24 protein-coding genes and 1 pseudogene are annotated in these 25,201 nt (G+C 43.4%); 9 read left to right on the top strand and 16 right to left on the bottom strand.

The annotated features are described in order from the left end of the window. The first annotated feature begins 15 nt into the window (after window positions 1–15). Both JOD82_RS19675 and JOD82_RS19680 read left to right on the top strand, forming a co-directional pair. Window positions 16–531 (top strand): GNAT family protein, encoded by a 516-nt coding sequence (locus tag JOD82_RS19675; protein WP_069011207.1) that lies wholly within the window; start codon window positions 16–18, stop codon window positions 529–531. Further along, a complete protein-coding gene (locus JOD82_RS19680) occupies window positions 513–1,715 on the top strand; it encodes a YheC/YheD family endospore coat-associated protein (protein ID WP_165145276.1) in 1,203 nt (400 codons plus the stop codon). Before JOD82_RS19675 ends, JOD82_RS19680 begins: the two co-directional genes overlap by 19 nt. 103 nt (window positions 1,716–1,818) lie before the next feature. Here JOD82_RS19680 and JOD82_RS19685 read toward each other — a convergent pair whose 3' ends face one another. The 3 genes from JOD82_RS19685 to JOD82_RS19695 form a co-directional block, all read right to left on the bottom strand. Further along, entirely contained in the window at window positions 1,819–2,520 is a 702-nt protein-coding gene (locus JOD82_RS19685; protein ID WP_081317560.1) for an HAD family hydrolase, read from the bottom strand. Window positions 2,521–2,604: 84 nt separating this feature from the next. Next, window positions 2,605–3,267: a class I SAM-dependent methyltransferase gene (locus JOD82_RS19690; RefSeq protein WP_069011210.1), complete on the bottom strand. Its 663-nt coding sequence runs from the start codon at window positions 3,265–3,267 to the stop codon at window positions 2,605–2,607. A gap of 25 nt (window positions 3,268–3,292) precedes the next feature. Beyond that, window positions 3,293–6,109, bottom strand: coding sequence for a bifunctional glycosyltransferase/class I SAM-dependent methyltransferase (locus tag JOD82_RS19695; RefSeq protein ID WP_209949837.1), 2,817 nt, complete (start codon window positions 6,107–6,109; stop codon window positions 3,293–3,295). A gap of 430 nt (window positions 6,110–6,539) precedes the next feature. On the opposite strand from JOD82_RS19695, the gene JOD82_RS19700 reads away from it, so the two are divergent. Beyond that, the gene (locus JOD82_RS19700; protein ID WP_029516598.1) at window positions 6,540–7,610 is read left to right on the top strand and encodes a glycosyltransferase family 2 protein; all 1,071 of its coding nucleotides are present in this window, start codon (window positions 6,540–6,542) and stop codon (window positions 7,608–7,610) included. Between the two features lie 249 nt (window positions 7,611–7,859). On the opposite strand, the gene JOD82_RS19705 is transcribed toward JOD82_RS19700, so the two are convergent. The 7 genes from JOD82_RS19705 to JOD82_RS19735 form a co-directional block, all read right to left on the bottom strand. Beyond that, a complete protein-coding gene (locus tag JOD82_RS19705) occupies window positions 7,860–8,429 on the bottom strand; it encodes a manganese catalase family protein (protein ID WP_029516597.1) in 570 nt (189 codons plus the stop codon). A 45-nt stretch (window positions 8,430–8,474) separates the two neighbouring features. Next, window positions 8,475–8,924, bottom strand: a complete 450-nt coding sequence (locus JOD82_RS29545; protein ID WP_081317561.1) for a spore coat protein CotJB — start codon at window positions 8,922–8,924, stop codon at window positions 8,475–8,477. A 1-nt stretch (window position 8,925) separates the two neighbouring features. Beyond that, entirely contained in the window at window positions 8,926–9,150 is a 225-nt protein-coding gene (locus tag JOD82_RS19715; RefSeq protein WP_029516595.1) for a spore coat associated protein CotJA, read from the bottom strand. A 240-nt stretch (window positions 9,151–9,390) separates the two neighbouring features. After that, window positions 9,391–10,740 (bottom strand): hemolysin family protein, encoded by a 1,350-nt coding sequence (locus JOD82_RS19720; protein WP_029516594.1) that lies wholly within the window; start codon window positions 10,738–10,740, stop codon window positions 9,391–9,393. Between the two features lie 16 nt (window positions 10,741–10,756). Beyond that, entirely contained in the window at window positions 10,757–11,887 is a 1,131-nt protein-coding gene (yfkAB, locus tag JOD82_RS19725) for a radical SAM/CxCxxxxC motif protein YfkAB (RefSeq protein ID WP_209949838.1), read from the bottom strand. Window positions 11,888–11,984: 97 nt separating this feature from the next. Continuing rightward, a complete protein-coding gene (locus JOD82_RS19730) occupies window positions 11,985–13,145 on the bottom strand; it encodes an HD-GYP domain-containing protein (protein WP_209949839.1) in 1,161 nt (386 codons plus the stop codon). After that, window positions 13,099–14,553: a bifunctional metallophosphatase/5'-nucleotidase gene (locus JOD82_RS19735; protein ID WP_069011215.1), complete on the bottom strand. Its 1,455-nt coding sequence runs from the start codon at window positions 14,551–14,553 to the stop codon at window positions 13,099–13,101. Before JOD82_RS19735 ends, JOD82_RS19730 begins: the two co-directional genes overlap by 47 nt. Before the next feature lie 317 nt (window positions 14,554–14,870). Here JOD82_RS19735 and JOD82_RS19740 point away from each other — a divergent pair, with 317 nt between their 5' ends. Next, the gene (locus JOD82_RS19740) at window positions 14,871–15,935 is read left to right on the top strand and encodes an HD-GYP domain-containing protein (protein WP_029516590.1); all 1,065 of its coding nucleotides are present in this window, start codon (window positions 14,871–14,873) and stop codon (window positions 15,933–15,935) included. 169 nt (window positions 15,936–16,104) lie between these two features. Here the strand turns inward: JOD82_RS19740 and JOD82_RS19745 are convergent, their stop codons facing one another. Next, window positions 16,105–16,959 (bottom strand): manganese catalase family protein, encoded by an 855-nt coding sequence (locus tag JOD82_RS19745; RefSeq protein ID WP_029516589.1) that lies wholly within the window; start codon window positions 16,957–16,959, stop codon window positions 16,105–16,107. Between the two features lie 205 nt (window positions 16,960–17,164). Between JOD82_RS19745 and JOD82_RS19750 the strand changes: the two genes are divergently transcribed. Continuing rightward, the gene (locus JOD82_RS19750) at window positions 17,165–18,004 is read left to right on the top strand and encodes a manganese catalase (RefSeq protein WP_029516588.1); all 840 of its coding nucleotides are present in this window, start codon (window positions 17,165–17,167) and stop codon (window positions 18,002–18,004) included. 294 nt (window positions 18,005–18,298) lie between these two features. On the opposite strand, the gene JOD82_RS19755 is transcribed toward JOD82_RS19750, so the two are convergent. Beyond that, window positions 18,299–18,661 (bottom strand): YmaF family protein, encoded by a 363-nt coding sequence (locus JOD82_RS19755; RefSeq protein ID WP_069011216.1) that lies wholly within the window; start codon window positions 18,659–18,661, stop codon window positions 18,299–18,301. Window positions 18,662–19,752: 1,091 nt separating this feature from the next. On the opposite strand from JOD82_RS19755, the gene JOD82_RS19760 reads away from it, so the two are divergent. Together JOD82_RS19760 and JOD82_RS19765 are read left to right on the top strand one after the other, a co-directional pair. Then, window positions 19,753–20,310, top strand: coding sequence for a zinc-ribbon domain-containing protein (locus tag JOD82_RS19760; protein WP_209949840.1), 558 nt, complete (start codon window positions 19,753–19,755; stop codon window positions 20,308–20,310). Window positions 20,311–20,416: 106 nt separating this feature from the next. After that, window positions 20,417–20,872 (top strand): hypothetical protein, encoded by a 456-nt coding sequence (locus tag JOD82_RS19765; protein ID WP_069011218.1) that lies wholly within the window; start codon window positions 20,417–20,419, stop codon window positions 20,870–20,872. Window positions 20,873–20,971: 99 nt separating this feature from the next. Here the strand turns inward: JOD82_RS19765 and JOD82_RS19770 are convergent, their stop codons facing one another. After that, window positions 20,972–21,307, bottom strand: coding sequence for a YolD-like family protein (locus JOD82_RS19770; RefSeq protein ID WP_069011219.1), 336 nt, complete (start codon window positions 21,305–21,307; stop codon window positions 20,972–20,974). A gap of 161 nt (window positions 21,308–21,468) precedes the next feature. Here JOD82_RS19770 and JOD82_RS29310 point away from each other — a divergent pair, with 161 nt between their 5' ends. After that, entirely contained in the window at window positions 21,469–22,359 is an 891-nt protein-coding gene (locus tag JOD82_RS29310; protein WP_245231554.1) for a hypothetical protein, read from the top strand. A gap of 652 nt (window positions 22,360–23,011) precedes the next feature. Here JOD82_RS29310 and JOD82_RS19780 read toward each other — a convergent pair. Beyond that, entirely contained in the window at window positions 23,012–23,230 is a 219-nt protein-coding gene (locus tag JOD82_RS19780; RefSeq protein ID WP_069011220.1) for a hypothetical protein, read from the bottom strand. A 384-nt stretch (window positions 23,231–23,614) separates the two neighbouring features. Then, window positions 23,615–24,097, bottom strand: coding sequence for a hypothetical protein (locus JOD82_RS19785; RefSeq protein WP_069011221.1), 483 nt, complete (start codon window positions 24,095–24,097; stop codon window positions 23,615–23,617). Between the two features lie 328 nt (window positions 24,098–24,425). Here JOD82_RS19785 and JOD82_RS19790 point away from each other — a divergent pair, with 328 nt between their 5' ends. Next, the gene (locus JOD82_RS19790; protein WP_069011222.1) at window positions 24,426–24,884 is read left to right on the top strand and encodes a hypothetical protein; all 459 of its coding nucleotides are present in this window, start codon (window positions 24,426–24,428) and stop codon (window positions 24,882–24,884) included. Between the two features lie 71 nt (window positions 24,885–24,955). Here JOD82_RS19790 and JOD82_RS19795 read toward each other — a convergent pair. Continuing rightward, window positions 24,956–25,188, bottom strand: a pseudogene (locus tag JOD82_RS19795) (hypothetical protein). Window positions 25,189–25,201: the final 13 nt, after the last annotated feature.

The raw sequence follows: 25,201 nt of genomic DNA on the forward strand, positions 1-25,201 counted from the left end.
CAAGGAAGTGGAATCATGCCGCAAATTAGCGATGTTCAACATTTGCCTGCCCGGAGCTGGCTGCTGAGACGACGACAGTTGCTGTTTTTGGCCCGCAGCTCAGGGGGCATGCGCATTACTCGTAATGCTCTGCGGCAGTTGGCCGTTTTAACGCCCGAGCAATTGAACACCCCTGGCTCCTCCCTCCTGTGTGCATTTGTGCGCACGGAGAAGGGGCTGCGGATTGCCGGATTTTCCCTCGCTCTGAATTACGGGGAGGATGCTTGCATCGTAATTGTTCGTCCGCTTTACCGGGGCCGCAGACTGGGCGCTAGACTGCTGTCCGCCCAGCTCAAACAGCTGCGCCGTCTGACGTGCAGCGTAGCCGCCGACAATATGTCCAGTCTCAAAACCTGTTTCCGCGCTGGGCTTGTTGCGCATGAAATGACGACTGGACCAACCGGGAAACCCACGCTGATATTTCACGGAGAGTTATCCCAAGATAAGCAGACGGCAGAGGAAGGTGGAATGCTGTGCCAAAACCTGTCCTAGGCATCATGACTTTGTATTTGAACAACAAGAAGCAATTAGAGGAACGCGACATATATGAGCGCATGATTGCAGAAGGGAAACGGCTGGGACTGGATATGTATGTATTCACTCCTGCGGATGTCCATAAGGATCGCAGGCTGCTCCTTGCCCAAATCTATGATCCACACAGCGGAAAATGGAGCCGAAAGTGGCGAGAGTTCCCAGACATGATTTTCGACCGTTGTCGGGTACAGCGCAGTGAGCGATATCGTCAGTTGAAGCAGTTCCGATTGCAATACACAGACCTTGTATATTTAAACCGACCCCTGAGTAACAAATGGGTCATTCATCAGCAGCTTGCGAGAAGGTCTGCCTTTCGCCCCCATTTGCCTGCAACAGAGCTGTTCAGTGGATTTCATAGTGTCAAACGGATGCTCAAACAGAATTCACTAGTGTACCTCAAACCGATTAACGGTACGGGAGGCCGAGGTATTTTACGTATTGAACCTGTTAACAAGCAAGGAGGCCTGTATCTGATTGAGGGCCGCAATCGCAAACGCCATATCATTCCCCAGCAGCGGGTACGTCTAGACCGTCTGGAGCCGCGTCTGAGCAGCTGGAACATGGATAACTACATTGTTCAGGAAGGCATTCCTGTGCAGTTGCCGAATGGCAGAGTCCATGATTACCGTATGCTGGTACAGAAAAATGGCCAAGGAGTATGGGAGCTAACCGGATGCGCCGGGCGCATCGGGGCGCATCGGAGTGTCACTTCCAACCTGCATGGTGGAGGCAAGGCAGTACCGATGAGCCAATTGCTAACGCAATGGATTCGTGATGAAAGCCATAGAGAGAAAATCATCAAGCAAGGGGAAAAACTCGGACTGGACATCGCTGCGTATCTGGAAGAAAGCTACGGGGCATTGTGTGAGCTTGCACTCGATTTGGCAATTAATAAGCACGGTCATATATATGTGCTGGAAGTCAACCCGAAGCCAGCCCGTGAGGTCTTTTCGCGTATTGGTGAAAAAGAAACCTATCGCCGCTCCATCGCCAAGCCCATGGAATATGCCTTGTGGGTCTACCACACACAAATTAATCCAAAGCCTCAGGCTGACCACAAAGCAGAAGATAAAACAGAAGATAAAGCAGAAAATAAGACAGAGAATAAGACAGAGAATAAGACAAAGGAAGGCTCCGCGTAAAGTGGCTGCCTTCCTTTCTTTTTTTCATCTGTCCGACAGTAACAGCATGTTTAATTATATGGTGCGTCGAGCCTATTTATAACCAATAACCTGTGTTTCACAGTTACTCAGCGTTTTTATAAAGTGTAAGCAGTTGCGTAAAGTCTGTAATAATCGCATCGGACCCCTTCAACTCATCGTCCACACCAAATCCCGCATAAGCGCAACCGATCACCGTCTGTCCGTTCTTTTTGCCTGCTTCCACATCTGAGGAACGATCTCCTACCATCCATACGTTCGAAATATCGTGCTTGCTCAATAGAATTTCCAGCAAATTCACTTTGGAAAGCGTGCTGTACTCCCCAGCGCTGTACAGTCCTTCAAAAATGGGAACCATTTCATACGCAGCAGCGATCCCCTTTACATAGTCCTCCAGACCGTTACTAGCTACGAACAATCGGACACCTTGCTCATGAAGGGCCTGGAGTGTTTCTTTTACTTGTGGATACAGGGCATGACTTCCGCTCTTCAATCCCTCCAGTTCCAGCTGAAGCAGCAGCTCGTCCGCTCTTCTATGGGCCGCTTCGCTGGCTTCCGGCATCACTCTTCTCCAGATTTCATCCAGCAGCATGCCCAAACTATTCAAAATAAGCTCCTCGGGAGGAGTCTCTCCTTCATAAAGCCCTTCGGCGCGCAGCGTATCAAACAGCTTGTGGTACGCAGGAAGCAATAGCGTCTCCGTCTGAAAAAGTGTACCGTCCATATCAAATACCATAGCCTCAGGTTTCTTCAACACAGGTGCATTGTTCATGTAGTTATCAGTCATTCCTTTCCTATGTAGGTTTACAACTCTAACCCCTCTCATGATAAGCAATAAGAGAGGTCCGTGTAAACCTCATTGCGCATACCGCTAACTCTTATATTTTTTTAAAACAGTCCTGAAACAATGCAAACCACCCCACATATCCGTGTGTAAGGCACCCCTTGGAAGGTTGAGATCCACACCATTCCAATACGAAAATCCCGCCTGCTCTATCCATTGCTCCATCGCTGATAGATCCACTGTAGGGTAATCAAACGTCAGCAGAAGCATTCCGTCATCGCGTATGGTCCGGTGAAATTCATGTAAGGCTGCCAAAGACTCCTCAGGTGTTAAATGTTCCAGCACTGAAATACATACAATTTTGTCAAAACTGGCATCCTCATAAGGCAGAGCTGTCAGATTGGCATGTGCGGAGTGGAGCCGAACCGGTAAAATCTCCTGAATGCGCTCGGCAGCCTCCTCTCCGATATCCCGCCGCACCTCGGCCAAAATGGCATCCACGGAAACGATCCGTATATCCAGATCGCAAGCATAGACCTGAGCGCAACGGCGGGCCAACTCAAATTTGAATGGATGTGGAATTCCACACGCTGCATCCAGCACCGAATCTTGACCGGACATAAATTGAAGACACCACTCATACTCATAGGGGCGACTCCACCAGCTTTGGGGGAGTCTGTAAATCATGCTGGAGGAGTTGGGGTCAGAATATACAAAAAAGCGAGATAGATACGGGTCAGACATGTTCATGGATGCTGCCTCCTTTTGGAGAGATTTAAATTACTCTTGCAACACAGCACAGTTCATGACCCCGTTTCTCGCCTTGAAGTTTGGCCAACAATCCCATTTGCTCCGTAAAGGCAAGATCACCGTACAAAGGATGGGCTTGCAGCAAGGCATCCAAACCAGAGGGAAGCTGGCGGGTAAACATAGCCACCGAGCGCAATCCAGACTTTTCCAGTAAGAGCGCCAGCGTATGCTCAGAATAATGATATAAATGATCTTCCTCAGTAAATAAAGGTGAATAAACACCATAAGCCTCATTGGTGAACGAGTTTTTGTTGGGCACTGTAATATATAACGTCCCGTCAGGTTGAAGCTGTTCGCGTAAATCTGTCAAAAATGCAACAGGGTCCGCAATATGCTCCAGCACATGCCAGCATGCTACGGCCTCGTATTTGTGATCCAGTGGTAATTCAGTATCTTCTTCTACTTCTTGTATTTCTTGTGCTTCATTCAATTCCTGCATATCACATGCTTCATCGGTTTGAGTATCTTCTTCGGTTTCACCGTTCCAGTAACCCGGCAATAAATCCACGTCATATTTGTGTTTGGCGTAAGCACGCGAGTCTATGGAAGGTTCAATACCCACTGCATCCCAGCCGGCTTGAAGGGCAGCATGGATAAATTCTCCGGTACCTGATCCAATCTCAAGCAATTTTCCTTTACCGGAGCTGAACATATCCAGTAGCATGAGTCCAAAAAGGGCATGATCCCCATAAGTTGACGCTGCTGCACTATCCCGCATAGCAACCCAATCGGCATTATAAATCTCTGCAATCATATCCTCCGGCTGTATATGATCCACATCATTACGAAAAACCAAGCCACAGGAGCCGCACCCCATCAAGGTAAAGCGTTCATAGTTATGAAATACTCCCGTGTCAGACGAACCACACAGTTTGCATTTACTATAAAATACGTTCTTTATTTCACTTTTAATTTGTAGACCGGAATTATTCATAACCTGGACACTTGAAATCTCGGCAACATCCATGGCGTTCACATCATGGGTAGCTTCATACTCTGGTGTAGTTTCTTTTTCTCCATTTATGTTGTCCTGATCTACCCAAAGCGTGAGTCGGGGGTTCGGGTCCAAAATAGATTCATATTGCTCTTTCCAGCCATAACGAGCACTTGGATCAAGCAACTGATATCGCTGAAATTTGGCCATGCGAATAGCAGGTGTACACCATCCCCAATGCTGGATGCGGTAGTTGCTGATTTCACTGGGAAGGTCAAGCACATTTTCGGGAAATCTCCCACAGTGCAAGGACTGCTCCTTCCATTTATAAGAGAACCCTTCCTTATATCGAATTAAAAAAGGACGGTAATATTGATGAGCCTGCCAATAATCATCATCGCGGTAATGCGTGGAATTCCACATATCAAACAACCTGAAACAAATCGTATCCGCTTTCGTTCCCGCTAACAAAGAATGTACCCCTTGAGCAAAACGAGATTCGAACATTTCGTCAGCATCCATATTTAATATCCATTCCGGAAAAGAAGCCAACGTCTCTCTCCACTGTTGCTTACGTAGTTCCAATTCATTGCTAAAAGAAGCTGTTTCATTGCGTATTAAACGTAATGGGATTCCCTTTAGGATCTCACGGCACAACTCTCCGCTATCATCCTGACTGCCATCATCAATAATGACCGCTTCATCAATATATTCTCGATGACTCCGCAGCACGTCAATGAGCTTGCGATCTGCCTCATTGTATACCGTCATGGTCAGCGTCAATTTGGGTTTGGAGACAGGCGGCGTATGAAGTTCACTTTGTCGTGGACCAGGGAACGTTTGTGGTATAACAAAAGAATCTGCCGTGTACTTGGCAAAGACAGCTGACTCACGGAGGTCATACGGTATAACAGGAGGTTCAGGGAACTTAGATGGACTTGATGATGCAGAAGGATTGAAGGCAGGAGAGTTAGTAGAAGTATCGGAGTGATTTAGATATGCTAAATGTTCTGATTGGTCCGTATGAACAGCGCTCGTTGTAAAATAATTTAGGGTGAATAGTAGCTGCTCTGCCTTCATTCTGTCCGCTTCCCGGTACAGATGCATCGCCGGATAGTGTGTATCCACAAAAAGTGGAAATCCAAATGCAGCTGCCCGAATACAGAAATGTCGATCTTCTCCCCAATAGGAAACGTTTTTGATTTTACCAAAGTGAATCCCTGCTTCCAGTGCACGTCTGCGGATTAGGGTGCAAGCGCCTAGACCCCCCACTTCGTACAAACCAGGAACATGCATTTGGTGTATGAAATGCAACTCGCGTTGCGCTCGCTCCTCTGCCGACAGCACTTCCCCTTCTTCACGATGGAACAAATTATATTCATCACTAACCCACACCTGAGGCAATAGAGGCCCCTCCGGCTGCCAGCGTGTCCAGAAAATCTCAGATACAATATCCTTCTCCGCCTCTACCAGTTTACATAAGGTACGGGAATGGAGAATCAGGTCTGAGTCGACTAAAAACAGCGCGTCATAATTATGCTGAAGTGCATAATCAATAAGACGATTTTTGAAGTCGGCCACTTTCCAGACGAGGGCTGGCGGCCAATAATGAGTGTGCTCATCACTTCGGTTCTCCACTTGCTGTGGACCTGTTAACAAGGGCAAAACCCTGCCCGGCAGCCGATTGGAAAAATCGGCAAGCCATTGGCTTGAAGTCGGATTGTCATTATCATCGACAAATAAATAATCGGGCAGCACATCAGGTGCCTCCAGTCGCTCTAAAGCTTGAAGAAATAAAGACAATATTTCCGGTTTCTGGTGCACCGGGCTACCGATTAGTATACGCATGATTCAACGCCTCCATCAGGCAGAAGCCTCATAACCGTTCCCCCTCCATATCCTAAGGCATACCATAATTGCAACCGAGCGATATGGGAGTGAGCGTAGTATGAATGGACTTGCACCTGGAAATATCAATGAAAACGACATCCATACAAAAATACAATCTTACCATCCAAACAACTACTCTTTTTCAGTTTTCTACCCGTTTTCTAACTACATTTAGCCATCAAATTTATTTCCCGGTCGCTTGATAATATCGAATTTCGCACAATCTCCTCCCCCTCATATCAGACTTTGATTTTCTAATTTATTAGAGCAAGATTGAATTTATGATCATCGCACATCCTCTAAACGATCCATAGGAATTACTACATAATGAGCAAGCTATCCTAATAAAATGGAGATTATACCAAGTTTTTTGGGAGGGACAAAGAGCATGGTAACTGTCAGCTTATGTATGATTGTCAAAAATGAAGAAGAAGCCCTTCATACCTGTCTGAAATCAGTCCATGACCTGGTAGATGAAATCATTATCGTAGATACTGGTTCCACTGACAGTACCCAAGAGGTCGCTGCATCGTTCAATGCTCGGGTATACCATTTTGAATGGTGCGATGATTTCTCTGCAGCCCGCAATTATGCGTTTGATCAGGCAACGCAAGAATATCAATTTTGGCTGGACGCTGATGACATACTGGAAGAAAAAGACCGAATATCATTTCTCAACTGGAAGAAACAAGCCACCCTCTCCTATGACAGCATTACGATGGATTATGTGCTGTCTGTAGATGAACAAGGACAGCCGTTGTATAAGCTCAAAAGAAACCGAATTGTGCGGCGTGATCGAAGATTCAGATGGATCGGCTTTGTGCACGAATTCCTGCATGTGACTGGCAGCACCTTTCACAGTAATATAGCGGTGACTCATAAAAAGACACGTGCCTACACTGATCGTAATTTGCATATATATCTCAAGCATCGGGAGCAAGGCACTGCATTTTCTGAGCGAGATCACTACTACTTCGCGAATGAACTATATGATAACGGACGCATACTAGAAGCCATCCAGCAGTACGAGCACTATCTGGGACTCGATCAAGGATGGATTGAGGATCGGATTGCTGCTTGCTTTAAGCTAGCGGATTGCTACGCCCACCAGGGTCAAAAACAGGAGCAGCGTATGGCTCTGCTTCGCACACTTAACCTTGATGTACCACGCGCCCAGTTCTGCTGTGTCTTTGGCAATTTGTTGATTGAAGACGAACAGTATACTCAAGCCATTTACTGGTTTCACCAGGCAACGTTGATAGAGCCTCCACAAGATGTGATGGCCCTAACCAATTCGTCGTACTATACCTGGTTTCCACACTTGCAATTATGCCTGTGTTACGACCGAATCGGTGACATCGAAAAGGCAAAATCGCATCATCGCATAGCTCAGTTGCACCACCCTACTCATCCAAGTGTTTTATATAACGAGAAGTATTTCGCACAACTGAAGCAATAGGGATGAGAAAGACGCGCCGGGGAAAGGTCGTTCAATGTAGCCGACCTTAGTCATCATGCCGATATGTGCTCGGCACGATACCCGGCGGACAGCCTGCAATTTTTCGGGGCTTTTATTTTTACCCCCTCTTATATATAAATGCCCATTGCTGCTCCTCGGGAAGGACCATTTCATTAGCTTAGATTACCTCAAAAGAAAAAAAGTCTCCTGCAAGCTTAAGCTCACCAAGAGACCTCGTATATCATTTTATCAGAACACTTTCTTCCGGTCTCTTTCCCCCTTCAAAATTTCCACTGACTCACGGAAACGGAGCGAATGGATTATTTCACGTTCACGTAGAAACTTCAGACTATCTTGCAAATCCACATCGTCTGTCAGATCAATCAGCCACTGATATGTAGCTCGTGCCTTTTCCTCTGCCGCTATGTCCTCATATAGATCGGCAATAGGATCGCCTTTGGCTTGAATATAAGCCGCTGTAAAAGGAACTCCGGCAGCGTTTTGATAATATAGCGCATGGTCGTGTGCCGCATAATATTCACCCAGACCGGCAGCCTTCATTTGCTCTACGCTCGCATCCTTGGTCAGCTTATAAATCATAGTCGCAATCATCTCGAGATGCGCAAATTCCTCCGTGCCTATGTCGTTCAGTACACCAATCACCTTATCGGGAATCGTATATCGCTGATTCAGATAGCGCAATGCCGCTGCCAGCTCGCCATCCGCTCCACCATACTGCTCCATAAGCAGTTTGGCCATATGAGGATCACATTTGCTGACACGTACGGGATATTGCAGTTTCTTCTCATATACCCACATTCATGTCCCCTCCTTTATAAAAGGTTGTTAAAAGGTTGTACCTGCCTAGACCTGCCACGGCCAAGGGGATTGACTCCACTCCCAAGGATACTTGGAATAGGCACGACCAAAATTTTGTAAAGGCCCATATAGCATCTGATACTCGTTAGCAATCGCCGTTCTTTCCTGCGTCAGCTTATTGAACTGCTCGATGGCCTGTAAATCATCTGGGTGCGTATTCAGATACAAATTCAGCTCCACCAACACAAAATCCACCGCTTGGAGCTTCTCCAGCAACGCATAAAACTGGGCATCCCCCGGCTTGGTTTGGGACGTGCAGCCTTGGGTCGGGTTTCCGGCTTGACTATAGCCCTGAGTTTGGTTCTGATACTGGTTCTGGTATGGATACGGATTTGAATAAGGGCTTTGATATGGATTCGGCTGTTGCTGTCCACTCTCATGCTGATTTTGCTGCTGGAATTGGAATGGGGACTGACCCTGATTTGGATTCTCCATTCTATTCGCCTCCCCCCTGGTTTCTTCTAGGCTCATAAGGGCTGTAAAGCAAAGGCCATAGCGTTCCCTTCGTCAGCGCCTCATCTGGACTGAATTGCGGTAGACCAGGGGGCTGAAATTGCACAAACAAGTTTGGCGGAAGCACATAAGTCTTGCACAGAACGGGCGGACACGGATCGAACGGGCCGACAAACGGGGCATACTCACCTTGCTGTGGAAATTTCACGGGCCGGGACCTCCTTTGGTTGATCCATCTGCTTTACTATTCAACATATGCCGCATCGCCCAAGTCTCGAACAAAAAATCACAGATAAAAATAATTGTTCAAAAAAAATAACTATAAAACTGTTTCTAATCAAAAAGAACCTTTAAAACCACGGTAACGTGGATCTAAAGGTTCTTGCTTCAGCACACTATAATAACTTACATACCTGAACTGATCTTACCTATCTCTGTGGATCAGGACTCAATCGGTAGAAAGCTCATCTTCAATCACAGGCTCAGGCTTGCGGTGAATCTTCACTCTCATTATGCGAAGCCTTGTTGCTTCCTCCACCTCGAAGGTAAGGTTATAAAACTCAATTTTCTTCCCTTTCACCGGAATGCCTTCCAATTCCTTGAACAGCCATCCTCCGATGGAATCCACCTCGTCGTCTTCAATGTTTACTCCAGTCAAATCATTGACATCCTCAATGAGCATACGACCGTCCACAGAGATGAAGTTCTCCTTGATTTCCACGCTTGGGCGTTCATCCTCAAACTCATCATAGAGATCCCCGACGATTTCCTCCAAAATTTCCTCCGCTGTCAGCAGCCCGGCCGTTCCGCCGTATTCATCTACCACGAGAGTCATTTGGGAATGTTTTTTCTGCATAAGGCGTAGCACGTGACTCACTTCCATAGACTCCGGCACATTCAAAATAGGACGTACCACCGAAGCCAGATCCAGTTGTTCCCCCTGCTCAGCTAGCAGAAGATCCGTGATATGGACAAAACCGATAATCTGGTCTTTATCCTCAACCGCTACCGGGTAGCGGGAATGCTTGGTCTCGCTGATAATCTTGAGATTTTCCTTAAACGACAAATTCGTATACAAACAATCCATATCTGTACGCGGCAGCATGATTTCACGTGCAAGCAAGTCGGAAAAATCAAAAATATTATCCATCAGCTTAATTTCGTCCTTATCAATCACACCGCTTTTGGCGCTCTGATTCATCAATATACGAATCTCTTCCTCCGAATGAGCCGCTTCGGCTTCACTCGCCGGCTGAATCCCGAATGCACGCAACAGCAAGTTTGCCGCAGCATTCAATACCCAGATCACAGGTAGAAAGACCTTATAAAAAAGCAGCAAAGGCGCCGATAAAAACAACGCCACACCTTCAGTCTTCTGAATCGCTAAAGACTTGGGAGCCAATTCCCCCAATACAATATGCAAAAAGGTAATTACGCAAAATCCGACGACAACGGATATCGTTGTAATCAGGGTGCCGTCAGTTACACCGAGTTTGTGCATGAGTGGCTCTATCAGGTAGCCGGATATTGCTGGCTCTCCAATCCAACCCAAACCCAATGAAGCCAGCGTAATGCCCAATTGGGTGGCGGACAGATAAGCATCCAACCTTTGGTTCACCTTCAGCGCATAGCCTGCCAGGCGATGACCCTCGCTTTGGAGCTGCGTCAATCGGGATTGGCGCATTTTGACCAACGAAAATTCTGCGGCCACAAATACACCATTTAGAAAGACAAGCAGCAGTACCAAGAGGAGATTCACAGCTAGCAATCCCCAATGAAACTCGGTATGACCATCCAATACGAACTCCCCATTTCTATAGTTGTAATGCTTTTCTTGATTTAAAGTCTATTCCTTTGTAGTACATATCCGCTACGAGCAGGTTCGGTCCACAACAGGCAGCGGCATCACAATGACAGTTCACAGTCTGATTCAACGGATGCTCATTCAGCCATTCACCAAAAATATCGTCCAGACTGTCTTCCTGAATGTTGCCGAAAGCCGGAATGTCTGCAAAATCCGTCACATACACGCTACCCGTGAACATATTCACATTCACACGGTTTCTTCCGTCTGGATCATTACGCACCGTAATATTCGGTTCCTGACACAAGCGGCGAAGCAGTTTGCGATCTTCTTCCCGGTCCGAACAAGCAAAGAACGGTAATGTGCCAAACAACATCCACATGTCCTGATTACGTACATCCAGCAGCTTATGGATAGAGTTCCGCATGTCGTCGAGTGAAAGCACAGGCAAAGCAGAGGCAAAATTTGACGCATACATTGGATGAACCTCATGCCGTCGGCATCCCATTTCGTTGATCAACTGATGAATGCCCTCCAGCTTCGTGTGTGTCCGATAATTAATCATGGATTCAGCTGAAATGAACATTCCCATTTCACTTAATCTGCAGGCATTCTCGATCATTTTTTCATACAGGCGAACAGCACCCGCACGTGGGGTCGGCCGGCCTGTATTTGCAAAACCCACTTCATAAAAATCGTCCGCATTCAAATAGTTAAACGAAATATGCATCACATCTAGATAAGGAAGCATCTTCTCATATCTGCGAATATCTAACGTCAGATTGGAGTTGATTTGCGAGCGAATACCGCGCTCTTTGGCGTATTTCAACAGTGGAACGATCACTTCATCCACTGTTTTATCGAGCAAAGCAGGTTCCCCGCCTGTAATACTGATGGTCTCCAGATGCTCGACTTCATCCAGACGCTTCAGCATTAGGTCTAACGGAAGGAAAGGGGCCTCCTTCATAACCAGCATGTCGCCAACAGCGCAATGCTCACAGCGCATATTACACAGATGCGTTACGGTCATTTCCACACTCGTAAGCAAATGACGACCATGTGTACGCAATGAGACAATCGGGTCCCACGGATCATAGGTTGGCGATATTTGGGGTAGCGTGTTATTTTGTAGAACTGTCATTATGTTTTCACCTTATTTCTGTTATTAACCTCAAAAGACGTATAATTATCATATCATGATGTGTAAAGTGTCTGCATGCTTTCTTCCACATCATCTGCTAATCTACGTGTACTCCTCCGAAAGGGGCCACAGTAGCACCCAATGTATTTGTAATCATAACCGAGAGGGATATGGACAAATCCACATCATAAGGTGCTTTCACTTCCTGCCCATCCCGGTCCCTTACAATGCGAATGACGGGTCTTTGCGGGATTTTGGAATGTATACGCACCACGACCCCCTCTTCCCCCGTGTTGAGCACCACAGAGAGTCCCAAGGGGTAAATAGCCACACAGTCACGAAAGGCTTCTAGCATTCGCTGCTCATATAACGTTCCTGCCCCGGCGTACAGCACTTCCATCGCCTCATAAGGCAACAAAGCCTGCTTATATATCCGACTTGCTGTCATTGCGTCGTACGAGTCTGCCAGGCCGATCCATTTCGCATATTCGTGGATCTGGTCCTTTTTCCAACCGTGTGGGTATCCGCTGCCGTCAATACGCTCATGATGCTGTAATGCACAATGAGCCGACAACAAGGGAATTCCAGGTTCGTCTTTAAGCAGCTTGTAGCCGATCACCGTGTGTGTTTTCATATGCTCATATTCCTCTTCGGTCAATTTACCCGGCTTATAGAGTACTTGAGGTGAAATTTTCATTTTACCGATATCGTGCAGTAGTGAACCTATTCCCAACTCCATCAGCTGATTGTTATCGTAGCCGTTGGAAATTCCCAGTACAAGTGAATATAGACATACGTTCAAAGAATGATGATACAAATCCTGATCTGCGGCCCCAATATCCATCAACATAATGACGGCGTCCTGCCGGCCTCCAATATCGTCCAGAATAGATTCCATCACCTTATAAAATGACTTGCCAAAATATTTGTGCTTATGATCTACGGAGTAGGATGACAACCCTTGAAATCGCTTTTTGATTTCCTGTAGCGCCGCCGCCCTTGTCTGTTCATGGATCATCTCAGGAATGACGATATCTTCTGTCACAGCATCCTCAATGTATACATATCCAATACCGACTTGGCCTAGACGTTCAATCAATCGCGAAGTAAGCTCAACACCTTCCGAGAGCAGCACCATTCCATTTTCATTGTATATTTTTTTGCCCAGCTTCATGCCGGCTCTCAATAATGTAACAGGTACCAGTCGCAGCTTAATCCTCTCCCGATTGTTTTGATACCTGAAGCCACCTAGCTGCAAAACATTCTTCCATCGCGCCCGGACGCTTCAACTCCATTTCAATCAAATCCCGTAAAAATTCTGGAAGCATAAATCGGAGATCTGTTCCGTTCGCAAGCACCTCATAACCTGCTTTGAAAGTGAACATATCCAACGTGCCCACTGTGTATTCTTCATGCTCTTCCAGAGGTTGACCTGCTACACGAATGTCCGTTACTTTTTCATAAGGAGCACGGCCAGGGTCATACTGAATAGCCAAGCCTTCCACACACATCGTACCAAGCACTTTGCCTCTGAAGCCAAAGCCCGTCATAGGCTTGTCCGCAAATTCAGGCAGCAAAGACTGCTCCAGCGCCAACCGAATATCGCTCCCCCGCAACTTCATAACACAGGCATTAATCGGTGAAGGGCATAAGGAATGCAGGATTCCTTTACTGATATCCCCTTGAGGTAATGGGCCGAGCAGTTGTCCCGCATTGACGAGGGCAATTTCTGTTCCTGTAAAATGGGACACTGATTGTGCCAGCATATTCCCGAAAGGGGATTCCTGATCATATGCGATCTCCAGTTTCCGATCCGTCACAGCAACCGTGCTCTCCATGGCGCGCTCTGCTTGTCTGCGATGCACCACAATGGCCGATGCCACTTTTTCGTCCAGTATTGTCAGATCCACAGGAACTACACCGCCTGACGTGACTCGAAACGGTTCGAGGCTATTGTTACGACTTAGCGTCACTTCACCCAGCAGCGTTCCGAACTTACCCGCCCCACATAAAGCTGTTTTCCCGATCCAAAGCGGTTCCTCCAGCACATGATGGGTGTGACCTCCAAGGATAACGTCAATCTCAGGAAATTGCGACGCTAACTTTTTATCGGAAGGTAGGCCCAGGTGCGACATCACGACCAAAACATCAACCTGCTTTCTCAGTGCCGCGATCTGCTTCCCCAGCACATCAAACGGATTGAGCACATCCCAGCCCAGCAATTGATAATACTCTACAAAAGGAGCCGTCACACCAAGTAAACCGACCTTGATTCCTGCTTTGTCTACAATAAGGGATTCCTTCATCCACGCAGGACTCATCCCTGTGGCACACTCAGTCATATTGCCACATATGACCGGACAATGAATGCCCGCATATGCCTGTTCAATCATATCCGGGGTAAAAGTCAGTCCCTCATTATTACCGATCGTAATGGCATCATATCCTGTTAGATTCATCACATCCACATTTGCCCCACCTAGCGTTCCTTCCGTTTCGGGGGCCATCCGGTCCATGTGGTCTCCTATGTCAAGCACAAGTAGCGCATCCCCTAATGCAGCTCTTCGTTCATTAATCATCGCGGCTATCGAAGGCATACTGCCAAAATGACTATGGATATCATTGGTATGCAAAATGGTCAACGTTTGCCGAGTCGTCATCTCCATAACCGCCCTCCTCTATATTTTATATATCGACTTTGGAGCTTCTAATGTTTAAGCATATCATGTTATTTAGCAATATGGTACATATGGGTAGACATAGTCCTTAAGCTTCGCTGTAGTCTCTGGGCAATCTCATATTACAAACATAGTGAAAAGTATTGACGTTATCTATTGTAGGTATCTGATAGGAATTGGGTTCCTGGGACCTATTTTACAGCTTGGAATAATAGTAAATTAGTCGTTGTCATCCCATATAATTCTTGATATATTAAGTTTGTTTCGTATTTTCGACAAATTTACGACAATAAGGAGGTTAGCGCATGAGAGTACACGTTACCGATGCCAAGCCAGGAGATCGCCTCAAATCCGATACATACAATGGGCACGGTGTGCCTGTCATGGTTCAGGGCACCGAGCTACAGCATGACGATATTTCCAAGCTCATTATGCACGGTGTCGATTATATCGACATTGATGCCGGTTCTGCGAGCATTCCGGTTGACTTTGCCCCCGATGTTCCAGCTTCCCCCGAGTCCCTCAAACGTGCCGTTCCTCTCATGGAGCAGACGATCAGTGGCTTTGAAAGTATGTTTCTCGAAGCTTCCTCAACTGGCAAATTTGATGAATATCGAGTTGATGAGCTGTTCGGCCCTCTCGTTTCAGAGCTAGCTCGTCAAAAAGATGTCGTATCTCTGCTGTTAATTATGGAACGGGGAGATCACTATACCTATAATCATTCTCTCCAAGTAGGCGTACTGTCATATTACATTGCCACATGGCTTGGGTATACGGAAGAAGAAGCATATGCCGCCGGTAAAGCTGGATATTTACATGATATAGGCAAGTCCATGATACCCGATGAAATTTTGAACAAACCGGATAAACTGACACCTGAAGAATTTCATGAAATGAAGAAACATTCGCTATATGGCTATGATATTATTCGCAATTCAACCAGCGATGAGATTTCTGCAATTGTCGCCTTACAGCATCATGAGCGTGAAGATGGAAGTGGATATCCCCATGGTCTGTTCAAGGAAGAAATTCATCCTTTTGCCAGCATAACAGCTATTGCCGACGTGTATAGCGCGATGATTTCCAATCGTGTGTATCAGACGAAGCAGGAGCTACTCACCGTATTACGCGAGCTGCACAGCATGAGTTTTGGACATCTAAACCCAGAAGCTACCCAAGTGTTCATCAGACACATGCTTCCTAATTTCATTAATAAGCAGGTTCTGTTGACTACAGGTCAGACAGGAACGATCATTCTGAACAATCCTGCTGATTACTTCAGACCCTTAGTAAGAATTAACGATGATGAATATGTAGATTTGTCTAGGGAACGCCATGTATCCATTGATGAAATTTATTTGGAATCCTGATCCGCTACTGCCTCCTGGCGTTACTTCGGTGGAACGAAATGTTTTGCCGAAGCACAGACTACGCGAATAAAAAGAGACTGTCCTTGATTCGTAGGTTCTTCTACGAAGGACAGCCTCTTTTTAAGTTACGGATATTAACCTTGTTACTATCTTTATTTATGGTTTAATCCTAAGTGGTAAGATCGTGTAGCCCTGGACTATGTTCATTAGGCAATTCGGGCATATACGGAAGAGGAAAACCCTCAGGAGGATCTATTACACTCAAATCCCCACCGTTTCTGCTTGGAGTTTGCCCATTGAATATTTCCCCAATACGGGTAGAATCCAATCGAAAATTAAACTGCGCATTGTGAAAGCCCATCTCAACATACTTCCGGCATTCTGGATACTTGTTAATATCGTAATTTGGAACCGGGAACAATTTTCCCCAATCAACTCCAAGTGTCTCTAATGCTTTGGCAAACGCGTTTTGATGAGCATTATCCCTCACAATCAAAAAAGCCAACGTTTCCCGGAATGTTTTGTTCGAGCTCATTTCGTAAATTCGGGATTTTTGCAGGACCCCTGTAGATTCGAGTACGAGATTATCAAGCAAATCACTAACCAGATTCCCGTGGGAATAAACATAACTACCTAGCCAAGGATTCCCACTTGCATCAACAGGTAAGGAACTTTGGGCTCCCATAATAAAATGATGAGGATTTGCGTGTTTTATCGCCTCATCTAAAGGAGCATGATCCATTCCCGCATCGCCGGCTTGGTCTGCGCCTGAGCCAGTCAGAAGTTGATTTATAGTATGTTGGACCAGTTCAACATGACTAAGCTCCTCTAGAAAAACTCCTCGTATCAAATCCCTGTACTGCACAGCATTACCACGAAAATTATTACTTTGAAAGAAAAACTGCATCATAGTACGCATTTCTCCGAATCGACCACCTAACACTTCTTGAATCACTTTAGCAGCAGCAGGATCGGGCTTATCGGGTACTATTAAGTTAATTAAATCTTCTTTATAAAAATACAATTCAAATACCCTCCTTAGACTCTTCATTTTAAAGTGAAACATAGGCTTCCCTCTTTAATAATTTATATACAAACCAAACAAACAGAAAGTTAAATATAAAAACCCGTATCGATTTTTGTGATGCTGCTCCTCGTTTTATTACATCTTGAAAAGGTTAAATACAGTTAGAATTCACTAAGCTGCTTTAGCTATAGGAGGAGTAAATATGTTTAGACATCAAAAAGAGTTGCAGTTTGAAGTGAAAGTAGAGCGCCCTGATCCTCTTTTTGCCCGGCAGGTACAAGAAGTTTTGGGAGGGCAATTTGGAGAAATGACCGTAATGATGCAATATTTATTTCAAGGGTTTAACTGTCGCGGTGATGAAAAATATAAAGATATGCTGATGGATATTGGAACTGAAGAAGTAGGGCATGTGGAGATGCTGTGTGCTTTAATTAGTCAACTACTTGATGGAGCTAAACCAGAAGATCAAGAACAAGCTGCAAAAGACCCTGTTACAGCTGCCATAATGGGGGGAATTAACCCACAGCATTTGCTGGTCAGCGGTCTAGGCGGATTGCCTACTAATTCAAATGGAGTTCCATGGAACGGCTCTTATATCGTCGCAAGTGGCAACCTTTTGGCAGATATGCGATCCAATTTGCACGCAGAGAGTCAGGGTCGATTGCAGGTAGCAAGGCTATATCATATGACACAAGATGAAAGCGTCAGAGCTACACTACGGAAAATGCTAGCGCGTGACCGCTATCACCAGTATCAGTGGATGGCGGCAATCCAAGAATTAGAAGAGAAAAACGGTGTTGTGGTTCCGGCTTCTTTTCCCCCTGAGGCAGAACAAGAGTCTCAGCCTGAAGCTTATGAGTTTTGGAATTTGTCTGAGGGCGAAGAATCTAGTGAAGGTTTGTGGGCAACAGGGAGTGCGCCGGATGGAACCGGGAGCTATGTATACATCTCAAAACCAGTTGCCAAAGGACAAATCTATAATGCCAAAATACCAGCAACCGAGTTACATCATGACTTAGACCATAAAACTTCAGATAAATAAACAACCGGCAGAAGAGCTGTCCCAACATTAAAGATTGCTTATTGGTGACACTGACCATAAAAATGTTACAAAAAATATATACTTAATATTCGAATAAGGCGGCTTATCATAAGGCATAAAATCATAGCCGATCATAAATCATGAAGTACAGAATTAATGTAAGTCTAAAAGCCCTGCCGACCAATTATGGTTAGCAGAGCTTTTTGATTTCAAAGACGATGCTCTCATTCTGTATGAGCAGATGTCTATAACCATCATTTGTGTTACCTCAGCTTCGGATCAAACCACCGTTCATTAAATAAGAGGTGCCTGAATCAATGTTGCAAAATTAAACTGGTGTACATGACCATCATTTAATGTAGTTTGGCCCGTAACAAAATGTACATGCTTACCATTTCCGACTGGAATAGCGGGCCCTGTTCTAATCCTTCTCAGATTATGAAAATGGTTCACGAAATCAGTTTTGGTAAGATCAATTTCATGGACATGACTTCTTCCAACTCGAATCGCTTGCCCAGTAACACCTGCAAAGCGGTGGTTATGTCGGTCTGCACCTTCTTCGGCCAGTTTGGTGCTACCTTCAAATTCATGTACATGTCTCTGTGTCTGCTTAGAAGAGAGGGTTTTCTTCTTCACTCCAGCTCTGTTCTTCTGCATCTGTTGGCATGCCTCCTTATGTTTATGTCACTCACAACATCCTATTAAGCAAACATACATAAGTGCTAGGCAACTATCTGCAGTCCTAAGCATAATTTTTTTTTTGTAGTAGAAAGAAGGCTTATGGACTTAGGTATCACAGAAAAAACAAAAGAAGACGAACTTAAAAAGTTCGTCTCCTATACTAGCAGGAAATCCGAGTCGGCATAAAATCGGCATGACTCGGATTTAACAAGCTTAAGATTACTTCAAAAACTCGTGACACCAAGGGTTAATGGATTTTAACCGATACTGCCTTCCATCTCGATTTGGATTAGGTGCAAACGAAACGAGAATCCGCTTAATTACAGGATGTATGTATTTGTGCGCACAGCTAAATTAACGATTTTTCTTTAGTCTTCAAAGCTTTCGGTATCATGGATGGTATCACATTTTACCGAAAGCCTAAATTTTTTCTTCTATTATATATGATGTTTCTTTGGCGATTAACATTCGCCTTTCTTTTCCTCATCCAATACCTCCTTTAGGACAACTGTTAGACTTGCCCCCCACCCAGAACCAAAGCAGCTCGTCGGCCTGTAGTCATTTCTACTATGTATTTACGCAAACTACTTTCCGAATTCACAAGGGCGGTTAAAACAACCTCCTTTCAATATTGATCACCTGACTCTAGAAATAAGCTATTTTCATACTCCAGTAGCCATTATTGTTTTACTAAGAATGTCTCTAAGAAATTCCCTAAAAATCATTATCAAGTATTTTGTAACATCATCATTGGTCAGCAATTTCAAACGATGATCTTTCCAGATGATCTTGCACGTCTGTTCTTCCGTTGAAATTCTTACATAACGCCTGTCACGCTGTACACTTCCATATTTTTTATAATTATACTCATAACAAGCGGCTCGTAATATCAGTAGAATCAGATGTAATAAATTCAATATGCATCTATGCATCACCTCGTTAGATTTATTTATAGACAGGTTATCCGAATTCTTCTCATGTAATTAGACCTAGAAAAATATTCCTATGTTTGATAGACTACTTTTTATGAAGCAGCAGAGTTCCAGGAAAGGCAGGAGTAAAAAAGAATGCTCTGTGATAAATGTGGGAAAGAAATACCCAAAGGAAGCGCCTTCTGTAATTATTGCGGAAGGGAAGTAACTATCAATACAGCACCGCAAGAAAAAACATCCGAAATTAGGAATGATGGTCCGATTCCTAAAGAGATCAGCTATAGAAAGAAAATTATTATCTCAATTGCTCCATTTCTTATTTTATGCCTTATTATCGTAGGCTTTTTAATCGCAGCTCCCTATATCAGTTATATTCAGGCCAAGTCATTAATGAATAACGGTGAATTTGACAAAGCAACTCAAGCCACCTTCACCAATTTGGATGGGTACAAAGATTCCGATGAGTTGATTAATGAAACAAATTATCTAAAGGCACAACACCTTCTAAAAAATAAAGAATACGAAAAGGCTATTGAATTGTTTATCAATTTAGTCAACTACAAAGATAGTGTCAAGCAAAAACAGAATCAATATACTTACTGGCAAAGCAAAATTCCTCCCAAGGTAACTACGCTTCGGCAATTGAATTACTTGAACCAATCCAAGATTATAAAGATTCCTCTAATTTACTGAGAGAAGCGAATTATCGGGAAGGAGTTAAACAATTTAGGGCGTATAACTTTCGTGAAGCAAAAGAATTATTCATGCAAGTAAAGACTATCAGGACTCAATACAATATTTGACTCAAGCTTCTTTGTATAATAGCTTTCAAGGCATTTGGGAAGATGAATCAGGTTACGAGAAACTGACTTTTAAAAATGGAGAAGTAACCAAGGTACTCTCCTTTAATTCTCAAGATGAAAGCACTTATACCTGGCCTGTTATCCTAATTGGTACAGAATTACATGCTGATAACGGCACAATTTATTACCTAAAGAATGACAAGCTTATTTCAAAGGATGAAAGCCTTGGAGTCAACACCTTCACCAAGATTGGATATTACGAGGATATCCCGCCCGAAAAACTCGCTCCCCAAATTGGTATGTCTGAACAGGAAGTAACTTATTCAAAATGGGGACTACCCAAACATATTAATAAGAACACTACTACTTACGGTGTAAACGAACAATGGGTCTATGATCATTACAAGTACATCTATTTCGAAAATGGAGTCGTAACAGCAATTCAAGATTAGTCCACATGCGGAGTCTTCGGGAGAAATCGAAGGCTCTTTTTACTGCTCAAAAATCCATTGTTCGAAGAAGGCTCAGTGAGCCCGTTCCTTTTTAGGGGACTATACAATAGCTGATATAATATCCTCTAGCTTAATCCAACTAAAATCATCCTCATCACGAAATAGTTTTACTTCACGTCTAGCGGTGTTTATTGATGTAACCACACCTGTTAACTCCGCATCGTCAAACGGACTGAAAACAACCACTGTCACAGGCTGACGTGAATTGTAAGACTCTATTAGAGCATGCTCGATTAATTGTACCTCTTGGTCATCCAACTCCGGTTTACCGCGCCGCTGACGGTCTTTCATTAGCTTCAGATAAGCCTCTTTATGCTCTGGTATGATAATGCGACTGCTTTCCCATAATCCGTTATCTTCTAGTTTTTTAGACATGTATGTAGCCTCCTGATGTAATATGTTCAAATTATATCCCGAACGTATGTTCCTTACAAGGGCTTTTGTTTTCTACTTCTAAGACTTTTGTTCTAGAAAATTATTCCTAGGTCATATATACTAATTTTACTATAACATTACCAATAGATAGGGGTTATGTAATGACTGCAATTGCTGTGATTGCTTTGCTGGCTTTTTTTGTGTTTTTTGTTTTGTGGGCTATAGCTTTAATAAAAAAGAACGGCAAGGCTAAGAAAATGTTTCTCTTTGGTTTAGGTGCTTTCCTAGTATTTATTATTGGAATATCAGTCGCTGACACTCAGAAACCAACCGAAACTAATTCCAAACCGGTAGCTACCACACCTGTTAAAGGGAACGAAGTTACTACTGAACCAGTTCAAAAGGGACAGACTGATGCTAAAAAAACATTGATTGACACATCGCTTCCTTTTGATAAGTTTTCATCTGCTCTCTTTGCATTGCCAGTATCCAAGCAAGGGGAAGCATTCGACAGTGTAAGAAATCAAGTTGTTTCATGGTCAGGCGTTGTTATTGAAGCTGGATCAAGCAGCCTTTATGTCTATGGTAAACCAGCAGATTACAACGGTGAATCATGGTCAGATATTAGCGCTGAAAAGAAAAAACTCGGGGATGTTATTGTTGTAAAAGTTTCAGATCGTTCAGAATTAAATGGTCTTAACCAGGGGGATATAGTTACCTTTAAGGGTGAACTTGGTTCCCGTGGTGTTAAGGGAGAAGCCCATTGGAAACTATATAACGGAAAAATAGAGGGTCGGACAGTAGCAGAATCGCCAAACCTCGGAATTATTACCAAAGCTAAATATAACAACATTAAAAATGGAATGACTTATGAGGAAGTTGCGAAAATTATCGGTGGTCCCGGTGAGGCTGTTTCAGAGGTTGGTGAAAAAGGAGACGAATTTTATACTGTAATGTATTCGTATAAAGGTGAAGTCGGACCTGGTGCAAATGCCGTTTTCACATTCCAAGGCAACAAACTACAAGCAAAAGCACAATTTGGTCTCGAATAAAACAACCCCGGAGCAATCCGGGGTTGTTTTATTCTGTATAGTACCTATTTGCAGCCAGGAGGCGTAACGATCTTTTGATCGCGATCCCAGCCCTCTATTATCATGATGTGGCGGGTATCGCTCTTGTTATCCCATGCAATATTGTTGTCTTGTTCCAAAGCCAGTAGCCCCGCCTTTATGTCCTCTGTGCGCCTTCCTGTCTTTATCTCAGGGTTCTATGCTGTTGGCAGAAAAAAGGTACAGACTCCTCATTTTTCATGAGTAACTTTACCTTTTGCAACAAAGGGACTTTTTCAATCGCCTCTGATATGTTCCACGAGGTATTTCATAGTTAAAGAAACTTTTCACATACTTAAAAATCAATAAGTAAGATATCCATTTCCCCATAAAGGACTTAGTTCTCCCACATTACCGATTCTTAACTTATATGTTCCTGGCTTAACATTGTAAAAAGTTCTTGTTGTATTCAGATTAGTAAATGTCCCTGGAACTGAAATTATTTGCTCATGACTATTATTTCCCCACCCCACTAATTGGTAGCTAACAACAGGATTGTAACGACTATCTTCTAAATATTGAACTAATGTAATATTTACATTTCCTCCGGAAATATTGAATGCCTCATCTGATATAGTATAGCTGTTCACACCATTTAACGTGTAATAGTAAATTGATTGAAGCGATGCTTTTGATTCTGCTTCTCTGTAGACATCTTTGTTACCGGCTCAGCAAATGGAGTTACAGATTTTATGTTGTATGTTGCGTCTGTTGAGGCTGGAACTACAGCATGACTAACTTCAGAAGCAAAAGCTGGGGTCACCATGGTGACAGCTAGAATAGACGTAACGGCAACAGATAATAATTTTTTCATAATAAATCCATCCAATTAATTGAATTTATGTAACACACGAATCGTATCTTAAATATAGTATGTAATGGGGTTTTAGACAAAAGAACAGATAACTTTTCAATTTTTTATAAAATTATACATATAATAAACCCCCGTTTTATGATAACAACAACCACTATATTAATAGAGGACCATTCAGCAACCGTTAAGACTATATACCTTTAAGATTGGAATAAAATAATAAACAACAAAGGACTCCATACTAGTTACATACCAGCGGAGTCCTTTGTCACATCTACTCTAAATTCAAACTGATCAACGAAAAAAGCTCTGCCGACCAATTAAGGTTAGCAGAGCTTTTCAATTTATCTAGAGTATTCACTTACTTCAAACGTTAAGGATTTTTTAATATTTAATTATAGCTGATCCTGCTTTAGCCCACTCTTTTGATTCTAATTGAATCCATCCATATACTTTTGAATCAGAGGTGATTTTTTGTTTTATCAGAGAAAGGTTCTCATAGCTGGAGGAACCGTAAAGACTCCCTGTTTTTGGGGCAATTTTTACTGATAACGTATTTTCTATACTCGGTGTATTTTCATCACTTGTCCAGGCCAAACGATTATAATAATTAGCATTAAAAGGATTTTCTAAACCATTAATTGAAAATTTCACTCTTTTCCCTATAATAGATACATCTGTATATGCCGTGTCATCTTTAAAAATTACCGATTGTGATAAAACTAATTCTTGATTTGAAGATTTTTTGTAAGTGTCAAGCGTTACAGTTGCTGCATCTGCAGAAGCTGACAGCGGAGCGATAACTGAAAACAAGAGAGCGATTGTGGAAAAACATAAAGTAGCTTTCCTTCCTAATTTCATACTCATTTTTCTGTCCCCTCCTTCTTTTAATCTTCATCAATAAACATACAGCTTAATAACTGTCAAAGTAAGGGGAGTTTTGTCTGACATGAAAAATACACATTTGATTAAGTGCCTTTTTCGCGTCACTCTAAATTCAAACTGATCAACGAAAAAGGCTCTGCTGACCAATTAAGGTTAGCAGAGCTTTTTACTATATATAGATAAATCAAACTATCCCCCCAGTTGATTCACATAACAACATCATTTAATGGTACTTAGTGACTATGTACACAGATGTGCAGATTAATTATAATTATTTTTGTAGTTAAATTATAGAAAGAAGTGATTTAATTTGAAAAGATTAATGAGTTTTGGTATCGCCACATCATTGCTTCTGTCACTAAGCCCTGCTGCTTTTGCACAGGATTCAATTTCAGCAAATCAAACTGATAATGGTTTCATTAAAGTGATTGAAAATACTGAGAATCAGGACGGGCATGTTATTACTCCTTTTGATGTTCAATTGATTAATCCGATACATCACACTGGAAAAGGAGCATTTGAGAAAACCTTCACCATGATCCCTGAGAATGGAGAAGACGCCAATGTGTTCGTTAAAGATAATGGAAGTTCAACAGTTTATGTAGAGATTAAGAAAGCAGGTTCTAGCACCTCTATAGACACTTCGGTTTCACCTGGTAGTCAAAAGACCTTGCAAATTTATTCCCAAAGTAAAAACTCATATAGTGTATACATTTACACCCAAGACGGTTCCCAGATGGACCTCAATATAAGCGCAAGACAGTTCTAATTAATGTACAGAAATTACTAAGTGGCTTCATATACATCCGCCTCACATAAAACAGAGAAGGACTCTATCGGCTATATACCGTTGGAATCCTCTTTCACATCTACTCTAAGTTCAAACTGGTTCCGTATGTAATAAGCTCGGCAATCTTAACCGAATCAGTCGAAAACTTTTCTATAGTGCCACCATAGTCTATAACCGATATCAAATCCTCTCCCAATGACTGAACAACGTACACCTTTACCTGGCTTAATGCAGCTGCAAATAATTCTATATCCGACTTTAACACTTTATATGTTTGGTTCATGCTGATCACCTCA

The sequence above is a fragment of the Paenibacillus sp. 1182 genome, from assembly GCF_017833915.1.
In the GTDB taxonomy this organism is placed as follows: domain Bacteria; phylum Bacillota; class Bacilli; order Paenibacillales; family Paenibacillaceae; genus Paenibacillus; species Paenibacillus polymyxa_D.